This is a genomic window from Micromonospora sp. WMMA1949, from assembly GCF_027460145.1.
Classification (GTDB): Bacteria; Actinomycetota; Actinomycetes; order Mycobacteriales; family Micromonosporaceae; genus Micromonospora.
The window spans coordinates 4,324,917-4,342,103 of record NZ_JAPZBG010000001.1 but is presented as its reverse complement, the minus strand read 5'-3'; the positions used below and the strand labels follow the sequence as shown (position 1 = coordinate 4,342,103).

Annotated in this window: 12 protein-coding genes; 8 read left to right on the top strand and 4 right to left on the bottom strand. The window is 75.4% G+C overall.

Annotated features, from left to right (window positions below; all coding sequences use genetic code 11):
- Positions 1–35: 35 nt before the first annotated feature.
- Positions 36–5,666, top strand: a complete 5,631-nt coding sequence (locus O7607_RS20580) for a WG repeat-containing protein (RefSeq protein ID WP_269704810.1) — start codon at positions 36–38, stop codon at positions 5,664–5,666.
- Between the two features lie 70 nt (positions 5,667–5,736).
- Positions 5,737–6,735 carry an aldo/keto reductase family protein gene (locus O7607_RS20575; protein WP_269704809.1) on the top strand — a complete coding sequence of 333 codons (999 nt, stop codon included), beginning with the start codon at positions 5,737–5,739 and terminating at the stop codon, positions 6,733–6,735.
- 51 nt (positions 6,736–6,786) lie between these two features.
- Here O7607_RS20575 and O7607_RS20570 read toward each other — a convergent pair whose 3' ends face one another.
- Positions 6,787–7,581 carry a site-2 protease family protein gene (locus O7607_RS20570; RefSeq protein WP_071098270.1) on the bottom strand — a complete coding sequence of 265 codons (795 nt, stop codon included), beginning with the start codon at positions 7,579–7,581 and terminating at the stop codon, positions 6,787–6,789.
- Complete coding sequence (locus tag O7607_RS20565) at positions 7,578–7,778, bottom strand: hypothetical protein (protein ID WP_269704808.1); 201 nt, start codon at positions 7,776–7,778, stop codon at positions 7,578–7,580. Before O7607_RS20565 ends, O7607_RS20570 begins: the two co-directional genes overlap by 4 nt.
- A 175-nt stretch (positions 7,779–7,953) precedes the next feature.
- On the opposite strand from O7607_RS20565, the gene O7607_RS20560 reads away from it, so the two are divergent.
- The 4 genes from O7607_RS20560 to O7607_RS20545 all read left to right on the top strand — a co-directional run bounded on the left by O7607_RS20560 (position 7,954) and on the right by O7607_RS20545 (position 12,244).
- Positions 7,954–8,163 (top strand): hypothetical protein, encoded by a 210-nt coding sequence (locus O7607_RS20560; RefSeq protein WP_030500114.1) that lies wholly within the window; start codon positions 7,954–7,956, stop codon positions 8,161–8,163.
- A 48-nt stretch (positions 8,164–8,211) separates the two neighbouring features.
- Positions 8,212–10,128, top strand: coding sequence for a bifunctional adenosylcobinamide kinase/adenosylcobinamide-phosphate guanylyltransferase (locus tag O7607_RS20555; RefSeq protein ID WP_269704807.1), 1,917 nt, complete (start codon positions 8,212–8,214; stop codon positions 10,126–10,128).
- A complete protein-coding gene (cobS, locus tag O7607_RS20550) occupies positions 10,118–10,891 on the top strand; it encodes an adenosylcobinamide-GDP ribazoletransferase (protein ID WP_269704806.1) in 774 nt (257 codons plus the stop codon). Before O7607_RS20555 ends, cobS begins: the two co-directional genes overlap by 11 nt.
- Positions 10,892–10,954: 63 nt before the next feature.
- Complete coding sequence (locus O7607_RS20545; RefSeq protein WP_269704805.1) at positions 10,955–12,244, top strand: DUF2314 domain-containing protein; 1,290 nt, start codon at positions 10,955–10,957, stop codon at positions 12,242–12,244.
- Positions 12,245–12,286: 42 nt separating this feature from the next.
- Here O7607_RS20545 and gcvT read toward each other — a convergent pair whose 3' ends face one another.
- Positions 12,287–13,411 (bottom strand): glycine cleavage system aminomethyltransferase GcvT, encoded by a 1,125-nt coding sequence (gene gcvT / locus O7607_RS20540; protein WP_269704804.1) that lies wholly within the window; start codon positions 13,409–13,411, stop codon positions 12,287–12,289.
- Between the two features lie 166 nt (positions 13,412–13,577).
- On the opposite strand from gcvT, the gene O7607_RS20535 reads away from it, so the two are divergent.
- Positions 13,578–15,146, top strand: a complete 1,569-nt coding sequence (locus O7607_RS20535; RefSeq protein ID WP_269704803.1) for a leucyl aminopeptidase — start codon at positions 13,578–13,580, stop codon at positions 15,144–15,146.
- A 74-nt stretch (positions 15,147–15,220) separates the two neighbouring features.
- On the opposite strand, the gene O7607_RS20530 is transcribed toward O7607_RS20535, so the two are convergent.
- Positions 15,221–15,550, bottom strand: coding sequence for a hypothetical protein (locus O7607_RS20530; protein ID WP_064448299.1), 330 nt, complete (start codon positions 15,548–15,550; stop codon positions 15,221–15,223).
- 179 nt (positions 15,551–15,729) lie between these two features.
- Between O7607_RS20530 and lpdA the strand changes: the two genes are divergently transcribed.
- A complete protein-coding gene (gene lpdA, locus O7607_RS20525) occupies positions 15,730–17,121 on the top strand; it encodes a dihydrolipoyl dehydrogenase (protein WP_269704802.1) in 1,392 nt (463 codons plus the stop codon).
- The last annotated feature ends 66 nt before the right edge of the window (positions 17,122–17,187 follow it).

The window sequence follows — 17,187 nt, the reverse complement described above, 5'->3', positions numbered from 1 at the left end:
GGGCCGTCCCGCGCGAGCGGCGGGAGGGGTTGCCGATGAGCGGCTGGGGCAGCTGGCGTGAGCCGGCCGAACCGGCCTGGGCCGCCGAGCCCACCCACGAGTGGCAGCCGCAGTTCCCCGGGCAGCGCTACCCGGGTGACATCGGCATCGAGAACCTGACGCCGCGCCCGCGTGCCGTGGTCGGCCGCGCCGAGGTGCGCCCGGTCAGCCCCGCGCCCGACGTGGACACGTACCCGGTGAGCCCCGCGGGTTCCCGGCCCCCGGTGAGTCCGGCGGGCCCGCGTGACGCCTACCCGGTCAGCCCGGCGTCCCCACGCGACGCGTACCCGGTCAGCCCCGCCGCCCCACGTGGCGGCGAACCGGTCAGCCCGGCCGGTCCCCACGGCACGTACCCGGTCAGCCCCGCCGGGCCGCGTGGCGGCGAGCCCGTCAGCCCCGCCGGGCCGCACGGCACATACCCGGTCAGCCCGGCCGGTCCACGGAGCGCGCATCCGACGAGCCCGGCCGGTTCACGCTGGTCGGACCCGGTCAGCCCGGCGGGTCCGCACGAGGCGCACCGGGCCGCGCCTCCCGGTCGCCCGGACGCGTACCCGGTCAGCCCGGCCGGGCCGCACGGCACGTACCCGACCAGCCCGGCAATCCCACGCGGGGCGTACCCGATGGGTCCCGCCGGGCCCGGCGGACAGCGCCCCGCCGTGCCGGACGACCGGCGTGGGCATTCCGACGGCCCCGGCGCGGACGGCCGCCGGCCGGGCCCGCCGCCGGAGCGGCTCGACCAGCGCTGGGTACGCCCCGACGGCGCACCGCGCCGGACCGCGCAGCCGGGCTGGATGCCGGAGCCGAACGAGTCCCCGCACCCCGCCCCGCACCGGACCGACCGCCAGGACGGCAGGCGCGCCCCGGTCGACGGCCGTCCGACGGCCGCAGGCGAGCGATGGGGCACGCCACCCGACGCCCGGCGGGACCAGCACTCCCCCGCCGGGCGTCGCGAGCCCCTGCCCGACGGCCGCCGCGGTGCGTTCCCGGAGCCGTCACCGATTGATCCCGGCCGGGACCGGCGCGGTCCCGGCACCGGCCGGCGCGACGACGCCGTGCCACCGGCGGAGCGGACCGCAGCGGGGTGGGGCGAGCCGGATCGGCGTGAACCCCGCTGGGACGAGCCGAGCCACGACGGCCGACGTGAAACCGGCTGGGGCGGGCCGGGCCGCGACGGCCGGCGTGAACCCGGCTGGGGCGAGCCGGGCCGCGACGGGCAGCGTGAGCCCGGGCGGGACAGCCGCCGCGAGCCCGGCCCACGTCCCCCGGCGGACCGGCGCGAGCCGGCCGGTGGGCGGTGGGACGACCGTGCGCCGGGCCGCGAGGCCGCCGCGTACTCCGAGACCCAGCGCCGGGCGCCCGAGAACGCGCGACCCGCGCAGCAGAGCGAACCCGACCGGTACGGCGCGCAGGGACCCCGCCCGTCCGACCCACACACCGTCGCCCCGCCGCGTCCCGGCGCCGACCCGCGCCGGCAGCGTCCGCCTGCCGACCGGGCCCGTCCGCACCAGGGCGAATGGCCGATCATCGAGCCCCGCCCCCGGCCCGAGCCCGACGCGCACCGGCCCGACGAGCGGTACCGCCCTCCGGCGGACCGGCCGATGCCGCCCCGGCACCCGGCCGCGCCCGCCGACGGCCCGCGCCCCGAGGCACGCCGCCCCGAGCAGGACGGCTCCGCACGCCCGGACGCCCGCGACGTCAGGCCGGCCGGTCCGGGCGCCCAGCCCGATGCCGCCGGCCCACGTGCCCACGCCATCAGGCCGCCCACCGCCCCGTCCCGCCCGGAGGCCGGCCAGGAGCAACCGGAGCAGGACCGTCGCCGGCCCGACGGTGCCGCCGCGCGTTCCGAGTCCCGGCCGCAGCACTGGCCGGTACGGCCCGACGAGCGCCGGCCGGCGGCCCCGGATCAGGCGGTTGCCCACCCGGACGAGCACCGGACAGCGCGGCCGGCCGAACCCAGGGTGACGCCGCCGGCCGAGCCCAGGGCGACGCGACCGGCCGAGCCCAGGGTGGTGCCGCCGGCGGAACCCAGGACGACGCCGCCGAACGAGTCCAGGGCGACGCGGCCCAGCGAGCCCTGGACGTCGTCGGACGCGCCGGTGGTCGGCACATCCAGCGGCGGTGTGCAGGCTCCGGTCGCCGGCGGACCGGTGCAGCGCAGCGAGGAGCCCGCTCGCCCGGCTCCGGCGCAGGGCCGGGTCGAGGAACGCCAGGGTCCGCCGCCGTTCCAGCCGCCACGGGCCGCGCCGGCACGTCCGGCACCGCCCACCTATCCCGGTCCCGCCCCGGTCCGGCCGGCCGCGCCACCACCGGTCGGCCCGTCGAGCCACGCCGCCACGTCGGAAGCACAGCCCGCGCAGCGGCCCGTCGTCGCGCCGCAGCCGGGTACGCCCGGCCGCCCAGCAGCCGACGCGGACGCCCGGCCCACGGCGGGCACGGACACCCGGCCCGTCCCCGGCGCGGACGCCGACCGTCCCCGGGCCGATGCTGAGGCGGCGTCCCGGACGAGCACCCCGCCTGCGCCGGACACGGACGTCCACGGTGCTGACGCGCGCATCGAGACGACGCCCCGCACGGGTGCTCCGGTCACGCCGCACGCGGACACCGGTCGGCCCGAGGCCGGTGTCGACGTTCCCGCCACGGGAATCGGCAGCCTCAGAGTTGACGCGGGCATCCGGCCCGAGTCCCGCTCGGACGGCAGCCGGCCCGATACCGAGGGCTCCCGAACCACGTCCGACACGGCCATCGCCCGTCCCGGCGTCGACCGCAACCCGCAGCCCACACCGGGCGCGGACCGCCTCGGAGCCGACACATCCCCCGGCCCGGCCGACGAGCCGTCGGAGAACGGCGGCCCGTCGAGGACGACACCTCCGCCCTCCCCCGGCGCCGAGGCATGGTTCCAGCCCTCCCGGCCCGCAGGAGACCCGGAACCGCCGGAGATCTTGGACGATTTCGGCCCCCCTGAGGGCCATTTCGTACCAAGATCTCAGCCGGGCCACGACGGCGAGCCGGAAGCGGCAACGCAGACGCCGGACGCCGTGACGACGGCGCCGGGAATCGATGCCACGGTGCCGGGGGACGGCGCCTCCGTGCTGGCCGTGCCCGGTCCGGCGCCGGCGTCCACTGCCGACCCCGCCACGCCCTTCCCCGCCGCCGCATCACGTCCGGCGGACGGGAGCGCCTCCGCCACCGCACCGTCCGCGGAGAGCACGACACCTCCCGCCATCGCGCCGCGTGACGCCAGCTCGTCGCTCCCCGCAGCTCCGTCCCCCGACGCCGCCCTGCCAGTCGACTCCACCCCGTCAACCAGCACGGTCCCGCCAACCGGCTCCACACCGTCAATCGACTCCACCCCGTCAACCGGCGCCGTCCGGCAAGCCGACGACGACGGCATCACGAACGGCACGCCGACCGCGCCGAAGGCCGGTACCGCCCCGGCCACCGACCCGAACACGGCCTCGCCCGGCAGCTTCGGCAGGCCCGCGAGCCCCGTCGACGTATCGCCCGCACCGGCGCCGTCCCCGCCCGCGCCGGCACCGATCGTGCCGGCGCCGATCGTGCCGGCGCCGATCGCCTCCCCGTCCACCGTGGACGCATCGACCGTGGACGCATCCGCCGTTGCCGCAGCGGCCACCGGCTCGTCGGCCGCATCCGTGGACGCGCAGATCACCCCGACGGTCGAGCGGACCACGGCGGAGGCCGGCGCCCCCGTGACCGCACCCGACAGTCCGGCCGCCGATCCCGAGCCGCAGGTCGCGGTGGCGACGGCACCCGACCGGCCCGGTCCCGGCCCGGAGCGCGCTCCGAACGATGTCACCGCCGCCGCAGCCCGCCAGGACGACGACACGACACCGGAAGTCGCCGTCGAAGCCCGCCAGGACAGCAGCGCGGCATCGGAAGCCTGCCTCGAAGCCCGCCAGGACAGCGGCGCGACGCCGGAAACCACCACCGAAGCCCGGCAGCACAGCGGCGCGACACCAGGAACCACCACCGGCGCGACACCAGGAACCACCGTCGACGCGACGGCACCGCACACCACACCGGACACCGCAGACGAGACGGCACCGGAAACCGGCGCCGAGGACACGGCCGGGGAACCGACGACGATCGACGGCGCCGACCACGCCGGGCTCTCCCCATCCACCGAGGAGCAGACCGGCACCGTGGCCGACGCCACGCCCGCCCAAGAGGCGCAGGCCCACACCGGCGACGGCGCCCCGGCCGGCACCGAGCAAGCTGACGAGGCGCAGGATCGGCGTACCCCCGAAGCCGCAACCGACGACGACGCGGATCCGGCGGCGGACGCCGAGCCGCCGCCTCCGGTCGACCCCGAGCAGGCGCTCGCCGCGGTCGGCTGGGAACTGGATCCGCGTACGCTGCGCGAGCAGGCGCCCGACCCGGCGCAGCTGCGGGTGATCCGGGACGGGCTGACCGGCAAACTGGACACCACACTCGACAACCGCAGCCGGGCCCGGCTGCTGAGCCTGCGCGCGGTGGCGTCCCGGATCCTCGGTGACCTGGACGACGCGCTCGGGGACGCGCGGCTGGCGGTCACGTACGCCGAGGCCACCGGCGAGTTCCGGCGGACCGCGCTGGCCCGCGCGCGCCTCGCGGAGGCGCTGCGGTGGCGGGGCGACCACGCGGAGGCCGACCGGATGTTCGCCGAGGCGAACTCGCCGGAACTGCCGGACCGGCTGCGCGCGCTGCTGCACGAGCACGCCGGACGGTGCTGCTACGACCAGGGCCGGCTGACCGAGGCGTGCCTGCACTTCGAGCGCGCGCTGGACCTGCGTCACGGCGAGGACGCGCAGCTGAACGCCCGGGTCGAGGTCGCGCTGGACGCGGTCGCGCAGCGGGCCGCCGCCGACGGTTTCGGTCCCCCGCCGCGCCGACCGGAGGAGGTGCTCGGCACGCCTCGTCCGCCGGTGGCGACGTTCGACGAGGAGCAACAGCTCTGGGGGTACGCGGACGCCGACGGCGACATGGTCATCGCGCACCGGTACGCCGAGGCGCAGCCGTTCCGCGAGGGCCTGGCCTGGGTACGGCGGCCGGAGGCGTCCCGGTGGGCGCTGATCGACACGTCCGGCGCGGCGCTGATCGAGGCGAACAACGGCTACCGCTCGGTGGTGCCCTTCTCGGACGGGCTGTCCTGGGTGTCGATGGACGGCAAGGGCCGGTGGATGGCCGTCGACCGGATGAACATCGTGAAGATCCCGCCCGGGTACGAGGAGGCGCGGCCGTTCCGCAACGGCCTGGCGGCGGTACGGCAGAACGGCGGCTGGGGTGCGGTGGACCTCACCGGCGAGGTGGTGGTGCCGACCCGCTACCACCGTCTCGGCACACCGCTCGCGGACGGGCGCGAGGTCGACGGGTTCACCGCCGACGGGCTCGCCGTGGTCGAGCTGGCCGGCCGCCGGGGTGTCGTGGACCGGGGCGGCCGGGTGGTGGTGGCGCCGGCGTACCCGACGGTGGTGGTGCACCCGGTGGCGTTCCTGGTCGCCACCGAGTCGGGCCGCTGGGGCGCGCTGGACCGGCGCGGCGAGCCGCTGATCGACCCGGTGCACCCGGGCCGCGCGGCCGTGGTCGCCGAGATCGACAGGCTGCTCGCCGACGCCAGCCCGGTGCTCTGACCTGCGGCTCACGCCGGCGCCGGGGAGCGCCGGACGGCGTCCGGGAGCGGGCAGGTCTAGGGTCGGGAGCATGGAATTCCGTCACCTGGGCCGCTCCGGCCTGATGGTCAGCGAGATCTCGTACGGCAACTGGATCACCCACGGCTCGCAGGTCGAGGAGGACGCGGCGGTCGCGTGCGTCCGCGCCGCCCTCGACAACGGCATCACCACCTTCGACACCGCCGACGTGTACGCGGGCACCCGCGCCGAGTCGGTGCTCGGCCGCGCGCTCAAGGGCGAGCGTCGCGAAGGGCTGGAGATCTTCACCAAGGTCTACTGGCCGACCGGTCCCGGCCGCAACGACAGGGGTCTGTCCCGCAAGCACATCATGGAGTCGATCGACGGCTCGCTGCGCCGCCTGCAGACCGACCACGTGGACCTCTACCAGGCTCACCGCTACGACTACAGCACCCCGCTGGAGGAGACGATGGAGGCCTTCGCCGACGTCGTACGCTCCGGCAAGGCGCACTACATCGGCGTCTCCGAGTGGAAGGCGTCCCAGCTGCGTGAGGCGCACGCGCTGGCCCGCGAGCTGCGCATCCCGCTGATCTCGAACCAGCCGCAGTACTCGATGCTGTGGCGCGTCATCGAGACCGAGGTGGTCCCCACCAGCGAGGAGCTGGGCATCGGCCAGATCGTCTGGTCGCCGATGGCCCAGGGCGTGCTGTCCGGCAAGTACCTGCCGGGCCAGCCGCCGCCCGCGGGCTCCCGCGCCACGGACGAGAAGTCCGGCGCCGGGTTCATCGCCCGGTTCATGACCGACGACGTGCTGACCCGGGTGCAGCGGCTCAAGCCGCTGGCCGAGCAGGCCGGGCTGACCATGCCGCAGCTCGCCGTCGCCTGGGTGCTGCAGAACCCGAACGTCTCCTCGGCGATCATCGGCGCGTCCCGGCCGGAGCAGGTGCACGACAACGTGAAGGCGGCGGGCGTGAAGCTCGACGCCGACCTGCTCAAGGCGATCGACGAGATCGTCGAGCCGGTCACCGAGCGGGACCCGGCGAAGACCGAGAGCCCGGCTCAGCGCCCGTGACGTCGCGTCGTTCCCGGGCCGGGTCGCACCGGCCCGGGGACGACCGGCCGGCTACTCCCAGAAGCGGATCAGGGCGTAGCCGATCTGGTACAGCTCGCGCGGCAGGCCGAGCGCGTCGCCGACGGCGAAGACCGCGCCGAAGAACGCCCGGTTGATCTGCGGGCTCCACAGCAGCGCGAAGAGCAGGATGAATCCGTACGGGGCGAACAGGTCGTACATCCGCCGGTAGGCGGGGCTGAGCCAGGGCTGGAGCATGTTGCCGCCGTCCAGGCCCGGCACCGGCAGCAGGTTGAGCACGCTGGCGGTGAGCTGGAGGAACGCGAGCAGCCCGACGCCGGCCCAGAACTCCAGCGGCCCGCCCAGTTCCGGCCCCCACGCCACCGCCGCCACCAGCACCAGCGTGAACAGCACGTTGGTGGCCGGCCCGGCCAGGCTGACGAGCGTGTGCCGCAGCCGGCCGGGGATGGCGTGCCGGTCCACCCAGACCGCCCCGCCGGGCAGGCCGATGCCGCCGAGCAGCACCACGACCACCGGCAGCACGATCGACAGCAGCGGGCTGGTGTATTTCAGGGGGTTGAGCGTGAGGTAGCCCCGGTGCGCGATGTCCCGGTCACCGGAGCGGTACGCGACCACGGCGTGCGCGTACTCGTGCAGGCACAGCGAGACCAGCCAGCCGGACACGACGAAGAGGAACACGTCGAAGCCGACGTTGCCGTACCGGTTCCAGGTCATCACCCCGGACGCGACGAACAGCGCGACCAGGGCCAGGAAGATCGGGCTCGGCCGGAACGCCGCCCGGGGCACGCCGAGGATCAGCGGCTCGCCCGGGCGGTCGTAGCCGGTCATTCGGCCGGGGGTTGCAGGCTCATCCGGTAGTCCACCCGGTCGTCCTCGACCAGCACGACCGTGGTGACGCCGGATGCCGCGAGCTCCCGCCAGGTCTGGCCGATCCACGACTCGGCGTCCGCCTGGCTCGTGAACGATTCGACGGGTCCGTCCACCACGTCGCCGTTCGTGCCCTCGTACCGCCAGCTCCACGCCATGCTGCGTCTCCCCTCGCCGCCGTCGTCCCGCAGGACGCCAAACCTCCGCAAGCCTAGTCGCCCGCCCACGACGCTTCACCCCTCGACCGGCGCGGGCCGACGCGCGGGTGCCCGCAAGGTTCGGCCGTCACCAACGGGGTATCCACGCCGGACGTCGTCAGCGAGGGAGGACACCATGCGGCCGTTGCGGGAGATGGACACCGAGGAGGTGCGGGCGATGGCGGTACGCGGCGGCATCGAGGCGGCCCACGAGATGGACCGGGAGGAGCTGCTCGACGCGCTCCTCGCCCGCCCCGGCGAGGGAGCCTGGCAGGAGGATCCGAAGCCGGTTGACGTGAATCCCAACGACTATCGCTTCGAGGCCCCCGAGCGCCGACCGCGATGAGCCACCTCTGACTGCCCCGCCCGGGCGGCGGCATCTAAGGTACGGGGCATGTCCGTTGACGGGTGGCACACCCTTCTGGTGCTCGGCGGTATCCGCTCCGGCAAGTCCGAGTTCGCCGAGTCACTGGTCGCCGACGCGCCCACGGTCCGGTACGTGGCGACCGCCCCGGCCGGGGATCCCGAGGACACCGAGTGGGCGACCCGCCTCGCGACGCACCGCGCCCGCCGGCCGGGGAGCTGGACCACCGAGGAGACGGCGGCGAACCCGGGCCGGCTGGTCGAGGTGATCGCCGCCGCCGGGCCGAACGAGACGCTGCTCGTGGACGACCTGGGCGGCTGGGTGACGGTGCTGCTCGACCCGGCCCACCAGCCGGCCGACGACACCGCCACGATCGCCGAGCTGGCCGCGGCGGTGCGCTCCAGCACCGCCCGCCTGGTGCTGGTCAGCCCCGAGGTGGGCCTGTCGCTGGTGCCCACCACGCCGCTCGGCCGGGCGTTCACCGACGCGCTCGGCGCCGCCAACCGCGCGGTCGCCGACGCCTGCGACGCGGTCGCGCTGGTGGTCGCCGGCCAGGCCGCGTGGCTCAAGCCGGCCGCTCCGGCCCCCGCGCACGCCGTGCCGCCCGCCGCCACGTCGCCCGAGGCCGAGCCCGGCCGCGCCGCGGCACCCCGGACCGCGCCGGCCGACCTCGGCGCCGGGGACGTGACGCTGCCCGAGGTGCTCACCCCGGCCGCCGCCCCGGTGCCCGCCCCGGCCACGTCCGACGAGCCCGGTACGGGCGACTGGGCCGCGCCCACCATGGCGCTGCCGATGATCGCCACCGGGCTGGTGATCCAGCCGGGCATGGAACTGCCGATGCCCGACGACTACACCGGACCGCAGGCGGTCGACCGGCTCGCCACCCTCGACATCCCCGGCGCCGGTCTCGGCGTGCTGGAACAGGTGGTCGGCTTCGCCGCCGCCACCCAGGGCACCTCGACGCCGCGTCCGTGGGACTCGGTGCGCGTCCTGCTGATCCAGGGCGACCACGAGGGCGGCGCGTCGGCGGGCGCACCGGCCGGTGAGTCGGCCCGCCGCGCCCGGCAGGCTCGCGCCGGCCGGGGCGCGCTGGCCCGGCTCGCCGCCGAGAACCGCGCCGGCCTGCAGATCGTCGAGGCGCCCGTCTCGGCGCCGATGGAGGAGCGCCCGGCCCTGCCCGCCGACGAGGTCGAGGCGGCGCTGCGCTACGGCTGGCGGCTCGCCGAGCAGGCCGCCGACGCGGGCGTACAGCTGCTGGTGCTCGCCGCGTGCGGGGCCGGCGCCGAGGCCGCCGCCGCAGCCGTGCTCGCGGCCACTGCCGGCGCGGAACCGCCGACGGTGCTCGGCCGGGTGGTCACCGAGCAGGGCGAGATCGACGACGCGGCCTGGATGGTCCGCTGCGCGGCGGTGCGGGACGCGCTGCACCGCACCCGGCGCTCCGCCCGGGAGGCCAAGGACGTGCTGGCCGAGCTGGGCGGCGGCGACATCGCGCTGGCCACCGGCGTGCTGCTGGGCGCGACCGCCCGCAAGCTGCCGGTGCTGCTGGACGGGCCGGTCGGCACCGCCGCCGCCATGGTCAGCCGCGACCTGGCCGGGCAGGCCCGGCACTGGTGCCTGCTGCCCGACCACGGCGGCCGTCCGGGCGTACGGCTCGCCGCCGACGTGCTCGGCCTGACCCCGCTGGTGGACCTGCGGCTCGACCTGGGCGAGGGGGCGACCGCGCTGGCCGCGCTGCCGCTGCTGCGCTCCGCGCTGACGCTCGCCGCGACGCTCCCGGTGCACCCGTCGCTGGGCGGCCCCGACGACGACCGCGACACCGGCGACGAGGGCAGCGACGCCGGCCGGACCGACGACGAGCCGGACTTCGCCGAGCCGGAGCCGGCCGGGCCGGGACCGACGACGATCGGGTCCGACGAGCCGGTCTCCCCCGGCCGACGTGCCGACTGAGGCGCGGCTCGCCGACGGCATCCGGCTGGCGCTCACCACGTTCACCACCGCCCCGGTACGCGCCGGACGCGTCGACCGGGCCGCCGCCGGCACCGCGATGGCGCTCGCCCCGCTGGTCGGCGCGCTGCTCGGCGCCGTACTCGGCGGGGTGCTGCTGCTCACCGGCGCGCTCGCGCCACCGTTCGTCGCCGCCGTGGTCACCGTGGGACTGGGCGCGCTGCTCACCCGGGGCCTGCACCTGGACGGGCTGGCCGACACCGTCGACGCGCTGGGCTCGTACCGGCGCGGTCCGGCCGCGCTGGAGATCATGAAGCAGCCGGACGTCGGCCCGTTCGGGGTGGTCGCGCTGGTGGTCGTACTCCTGCTCCAGAGCGCGGTGCTCGCGGAGCTGGCCGGCCGGGACGCCCTCCCCGCGTTCGCCGCGGTGGTCGCGGCCACCGCGGCCGGGCGGCTCGCCGTCGGCCTGGCCTGCCGGCGCGGCGTGCCGGCGGCCCGGCCGGAGGGCCTGGGCGCGCTCGTCGCCGGCACGGTCGGGTGGGGCGCGCCGGCGCTCGGCGCGGTCGCCGTCGCGCTGGCGGCGGTGCCCGCGGTGCCGGACCGTCCGTGGCAGGGGCCGCTCGCCGTCCTCGCCGCGCTCGCCGTCGCGGCCGGGCTGCTGCGGCACCTGGTACGCCGCTTCGGCGGCATCACCGGCGACGTGCTCGGAGCGCTCGTGGAGATCGTCACCACGCTGTCCTACCTGGGACTGGTGCTGACCGGCTGAGCGCCACCGGTCCGGGCGGGTAGCGTTCGGGGCGAGTGCACCGGCGCGGTCGAGGGGGACGGCATGCTCATCACGGACGACTTCCTGCCGGTACCGGTGCCCGAGTCGCTCGACGCGACGTACCTGGTACCGATCACCGGGCTGCCCAAGGTGAGCCCGAAGACGGCCGTGGAAGGGCTGGCCGGCCGGCTCGCCGAACCGGTGCACGGGCTGGCCCGGCAGATGCTCGACAGCCCGCTGATGACAGTCGACACCCGTACCGTCGACGAGTTCCCCGAGCTGCCGCCGGACCTTCTCACCGCGTTCGGCGCGACCGAGGAGCAGCTGGCCCGGCTGGCCGCCGCCACCCACCTGGTGGTGGTGCAGGCCGAGTACCGGCCGGGCTGGCCGCCGGCGCACGAGTGGGCCGCCCGCGCGGTGGCCGCGGCGGTCGCCGAGACGGTGGACGGGGACGTGGTGGACGTCTTCGGGCTCCAGTTCCTCGACCCGGCGGCGGCGCTGCGCTCGCTGCCGGACGAGCAGGGCCGGATCCGGCTCGTCGACTGGGTGCTGGTGCCCTACTCCTCGGACTCCGACGGGCTGTGGTTCACCACGAAGGGGCTGCGCCGGTTCGGGCTGCTGGAGTTGCAGGCGCAGGGCGTGCCGGACCACCTGACCCGGGCGTGGGGCGCGGTGATGACCGGCGCGGCCCGGCGGCTGCTGCGGGACTGGACCGACGGGCTGTCCGGCGAGGAGGTGCCGGCGTTCGTGCAGCTTCCCGTGCTGGCCACGGTGACCGGGCACGACATCGCCGTGGCGTACGGCAATCCGGAGCAGCACGGCGCCACCGCGCCGGTGCTGCTGCGGCTGGAGCTGGACCCGGCCACCGACCCGGACGCCGACTCGTTCCTGAGCCTCAACCCGCCGCCGGGGCACCCGGGTCCGCCCGGCCGCTACTTCGCCGCCGCCTGCGCGACGCTGTTCAACGGCATCCAGCCGGACGTGCGCTACACCCGCACCGGTGACGCGATGAGCCGGGCGGTGGAGACCGCCCGGGAGGCGCTCGGCGACATCCGGGCCCGCTTCCTGGCCGGGCGACTGCCCGAGGAGAGCCAGCTCGTGGTCAAGTACGGCCTGCCCGGCGACGACGGCCCCGAGTACGTCTGGGCCGGGGTGACCTCGTGGGACACCCCGGAACGGATCGTCGGTGCCAGCGCCAGCGACGCCAACACCGACCCGAGCGTGCGGATCGGCTCCCCGGTGGTGGTGGAGGCGACCGACGTCGTCGACTGGGCCGTGCTGGACGGCACCGGCGTGCTGGAGGGCGGCTGGACGCAGGCCGTCCTCGACGCCGGGGAGCGCGGCGAGGACTGACCCGCGCGGCTCAGCGCACCGAGGGCGGGCCCGCCTCCGGCCTCAGCGCACCGAGGGCTTGACGAACGGCGGCCGGGTCAGGCGCATCCGGGCGCGGCGGCCACGAATGTCCACCTCCAGCTCGTCCCCGTCGGGCAGCTTCGGGTCGGTGTCGACAAGCGCCAGCGCGATGCCCTGCTTGAGCGTCGGGCTGAACGTGCCGCTGGTGACGGTGCCGACCTGCCGGTCGCCCGCGTAGACGGCCATGCCGGGGCGCGGGATGGCCCGGTCGACGGCGGTGAGGCCGCGCAGCGTACGGGCCGGGCCGGCGGCCTTCTCGGCGCGCAGCGCGTCGCGGCCCCAGAAAGCCGCCTTGTCCCAGCCCACGGCCCAGCCGGAGCGGCCCTGCACCGGGGTGATCTCCGGGGACAGGTCCTGCCCGTGCAGCGGGTAGCCCATCTCGGTGCGCAGCGTGTCCCGGGCGGCCAGGCCGCAGGCGCGGACGTCGTCGGCCGCCGCGAACAGCGCGTCCCAGACGGCGACCGCGTGCTCGGACGCCACGACCAGCTCGTAGCCCAGCTCGCCGGTGTAGCCGGTGCGGCACACCGTCAGCTCCACCCCGTCGAGCGTGGCGGTGGAGAAGCTCATGTAGTCGTGCCCGGTGGGCAGCCCGAGCGCGCCCAGCAGGTCCGCCGAGCGCGGTCCCTGGACGGCGAGCACCGCGTACGCCTCGTGCTCGTCGGTGACGGTGACGCCCGCGGGCGCGGCGGCGCGCAGCCGGCGGGCCACCTCGGCGGTGTTGGCCGCGTTGGGCACCAGGAAGACGTGGTCGTCGGCGTGCAGGTAGGCGATGATGTCGTCCACCACGCCGCCGGTGGCGTCGTCGCAGCAGAGCGTGTACTGCGCCTGGCCGGGGGTGATCCGGCCGAGGTCGTTGGTGAGGCAGGCGTTGACGAAGTCCGCCGCGCCCGGCCCGGTCACCCGGATCTTGCCCAGGTGCGAGACGTCGAACACGCCGACGCCCTCACGGACGGCCGTGTGCTCCTTGAGCACGCCGCCACCGGCGTACTCGAGCGGCATCTGCCAGCCCCCGAAGGGGGCGAACTTCGCGCCGAGCGCGGTGTGCCGCTCGTGCAGCGGGGAGCGGCGCAGCCGGGTCTCGGCGGCGTCGGAGGTCACCTCGGTCATGGGTGGCAACTTACCGGCCCGGACCACTGTGGTTAGCATCGGCGGGATCCCGTCGGCACGCATCGGCGGGACAGCCACGCCTCCCGGCGGGTAGGTTGCCGCCGGAGACACCTTCATCGCCGGTACGCGACGACGCGGCCGGCCCGGCCCGCCCGGAGTAGCTTTCGTGACATCGCCCCGCACCACCCTCAGCCTGGTCGACACCGACCCCGCCGAACTCGCCGTCGACGCGATCGTGATCGGCGTGCACAGCCAGACCACCGAGCCGGGCAACGGCGCACCCGCCCACGCCCTGCTGCTGGCCACCGGCGGGGAGAGCATCGCCGCCGCGTTCGACGGAAAGCTGACCGCGACGCTGGCCCTGCTCGGCGCGACCGGTGGCCCGGGCGAGGTGATCAAGCTGGCCACGCTGGGCACCGTGACCGCCCCGCTGGTCGTGGCCGTCGGCCTCGGCCCGGAGCCCTCGGGCGCCGCTCCGGCCCCGGAGTCGCTGCGCCGGGCCGCCGGCGCCGCCGTACGGGCGCTGGCCGGCGCCTCGCGCGTCGCCCTGGCCCTGCCGCTGCCCGACGACGCCGACGCCCCGGCCGCGCTGCGCGCGGTCGCCGAGGGCGCGCTGCTGGGCGGCTACCGGTTCGCCGGCTACAAGACCAAGCCGCAGCCGGCCCGGCGCGAGCCGGTGGCCGAGGTGCTGGTGGCGGTGCCGGACGCGGCCGACGCGACCGCCCAGGCCGAGGTGGCGCGGGCGCAGGCGGTGGCCGGCGCGGTGCGGACCAGCCGGGACTGGGTGAACACCGCGCCGAACGAGCTGCGTCCCCCGGCGTTCGCCGACGTCGTCTCCGCCGCGGCCCGCGAGGCGGGGCTGGAGGTCGAGGTGCTGGACGAGGCGGCGCTCAAGGCCGGTGGCTACGGCGGCATCCTCGCCGTCGGCCAGGGCTCCGAGGCCCCGCCGCGGCTGGTGAAGATCACCTACACGCCCTCCGGCGGCGGCAACGGCAAGCGGGTCGCGCTGGTCGGCAAGGGCATCACGTTCGACACCGGCGGTATCTCGATCAAGCCGGCGCAGGGCATGTGGGAGATGAAGTCGGACATGGCCGGCGCGGCGGCGGTCGGCGCGGCCATGCTGGCGGTCGCGGCGCTCAAGCCGTCGGTCACCGTCACCGGCTACCTGCCGATGGCGGAGAACATGCCGTCGGGCACCAGCTACCGGCCGGGCGACGTGATCAGCATGTTCAACGGCAAGAAGGTGGAGGTGCTCAACACCGACGCCGAGGGCCGGATGGTGCTGGCCGACGCGATGGCGCGGGCCTGCGCGGACGGCGCCGACTACCTGTTCGAGACCTCCACGCTGACCGGCGGCCAGGTGATCGCGCTGGGCAAGCGGATCGCCGGTGTGATGGGCACCCCGGAGCTGTGCGAGCGGGTGCGGGTCGCCGGTGACGCGACCGGCGAGCCGGCCTGGCCGATGCCGCTGCCGGACGACGTGCGCAAGGGCATGGAGTCCGAGGTCGCGGACATCTCCCAGGTCAACGCCGGGATGGACCGGGCCGGGCACATGCTCCAGGGCGGGGTGTTCCTGCGCGAGTTCGTCACCGACGACGTGGCGTGGGCGCACATCGACATCGCCGGCCCGGGCTACCACTCGGGTGAGGCGACCGGCTACTGGACCAAGGGCGGCACCGGCGTGCCGGTGCGTACGCTCGTGCACCTGGTCGAGGACGTCGCCACCAACGGCTGACGTGTAGGGAAGGGCCCCTTCTCAACGCCTGGCGTTGCAGAAGTGGCCCTTTTCAACACCTGCGCCCGAGAGCCTCAGTACAGCTCGGGACGGCGCTTGCGGCGCTCGTTGTAGTCGCGCATGCGCTGCGGGTAGCCCATCAGCCGCACGTCGTAGATCGGAATGGCGATCCGGTGCGCCCAGCGGCGAGCCTCGTCCGGCCCGCCGACGCGCCGCCGGGTCCACTCGCCGTCGTCGGCGATCAGCATGATCGTGGTCTCGGTGACTGTCGTACGAGGCTCGATGTACGCCTCGACGCCCTTCCGGGTCCGGACGAAGTTCTCCAGATGGTCCAGATCGGCACGGTCGGCGGCGCGGTCGCGGCTCGCCGGGGCCGCCCGCTTGCGTCGTCGGAACAGCCCCACCGAATCCACTCCTCCCCCACCGCCGTCATCGAGAACGGTGCCAAGGGTACGTGTCACCGACGTGTCGTTGGGCACCTCGGTACGCGCCCGGTCCGTGGTGGTGACAAGATGACCGAGGTGGGGTGTGCCTGTTACTCCGCCGTAACCCCCGATGCAGTGACGCGACCTGGGAGTTGGATGTGAGCGAGCCGAACGACACGACCTTCGACATCGTCATCCTCGGAGGTGGTAGCGGCGGCTACGCGGCGGCGCTGCGTGCCGCCCAGCTGGACCTCTCCGTCGCCCTCATCGAGAAGAGCAAGCTGGGCGGGACCTGCCTGCACAACGGGTGCATCCCGACCAAGGCGCTGCTGCACGCCGCCGAGATCGCCGACCAGACCCGCGAGTCCGAGCAGTTCGGCGTGAAGGCCGAGCTGGTCGGCATCGACATGAAGGCGGTCAACTCGTACAAGGACGGCGTGATCTCCCGTCTGTACAAGGGCCTGCAGGGCCTGGTGGGCGGCAGCAAGAAGATCACGTTCGTGGCCGGCGCGGGCAAGCTGGTCGGCAAGAACGTCGTCGAGGTGGACGGCAAGCGCTACACCGGCCGCAACGTCGTGCTGGCCTCCGGCTCGTACGCCAAGAGCCTGCCGGGCCTGGACGTCGACGGTGAGCGGATCATCACCAGCGACCACGCCCTGACCCTGGACCGCGTCCCGTCGTCGGCGATCGTGCTCGGCGGCGGCGTGATCGGCGTCGAGTTCGCCAGCGTCTGGAAGTCCTTCGGCGTGGACGTGACCATCGTCGAGGCGCTGCCCCGCCTGGTCGCGGCCGAGGACGAGGAGTCGTCGAAGGCGCTGGAGCGGGCGTTCCGCAAGCGGAAGATCAACTTCAAGGTCGGCAAGCCGTTCGAGAAGGTCGAGAAGACCGACAAGGGCGTGAAGCTGACCATTCAGGGCGGCGACACGGTCGAGGCCGAGCTGCTGCTGGTCGCCGTGGGCCGTGGCCCGAACACCGCCGGCCTCGGCTACGAGGAGCAGGGCGTCAAGATGGACCGCGGCTACGTGCTGACCGACGAGCGGCTGCGCACCAGCGTGCCGAACGTCTACGCGGTCGGCGACATCGTGCCCGGCCTGCAGCTCGCGCACCGCGGCTTCCAGCAGGGCATCTTCGTCGCCGAGGAGATCGCCGGGAAGAGCCCGGCCGTCATCGACGAGGCCGGCATCCCGCGCGTCACCTACTGCGACCCGGAGCTGGCGTCGGTCGGCCTGACCGAGGCGAAGGCCAAGGAGCAGTACGGCGCCGACAAGATCAAGACCTACAACTACAACCTGGGCGGCAACGGCAAGAGCCAGATCCTCAAGACCGCCGGCCACGTGAAGCTGGTCCGGGTGGACGACGGCCCGGTGGTCGGCGTGCACATGGTCGGCGCCCGGGTCGGTGAGCTGATCGGCGAGGCGCAGCTCATCTACAACTGGGAGGCGTACCCGGCCGAGGTGGCGCAGCTCGTGCACGCCCACCCGACGCAGAACGAGGCTCTGGGCGAGGCGCACCTGGCCCTGGCCGGCAAGCCGCTGCACTCGCACGCCTGACACGACAACCGCGGCGTCCGGCGACGGGCGATGATCCCACCAGGGGAATGAAGGAGTCTGGAGAAC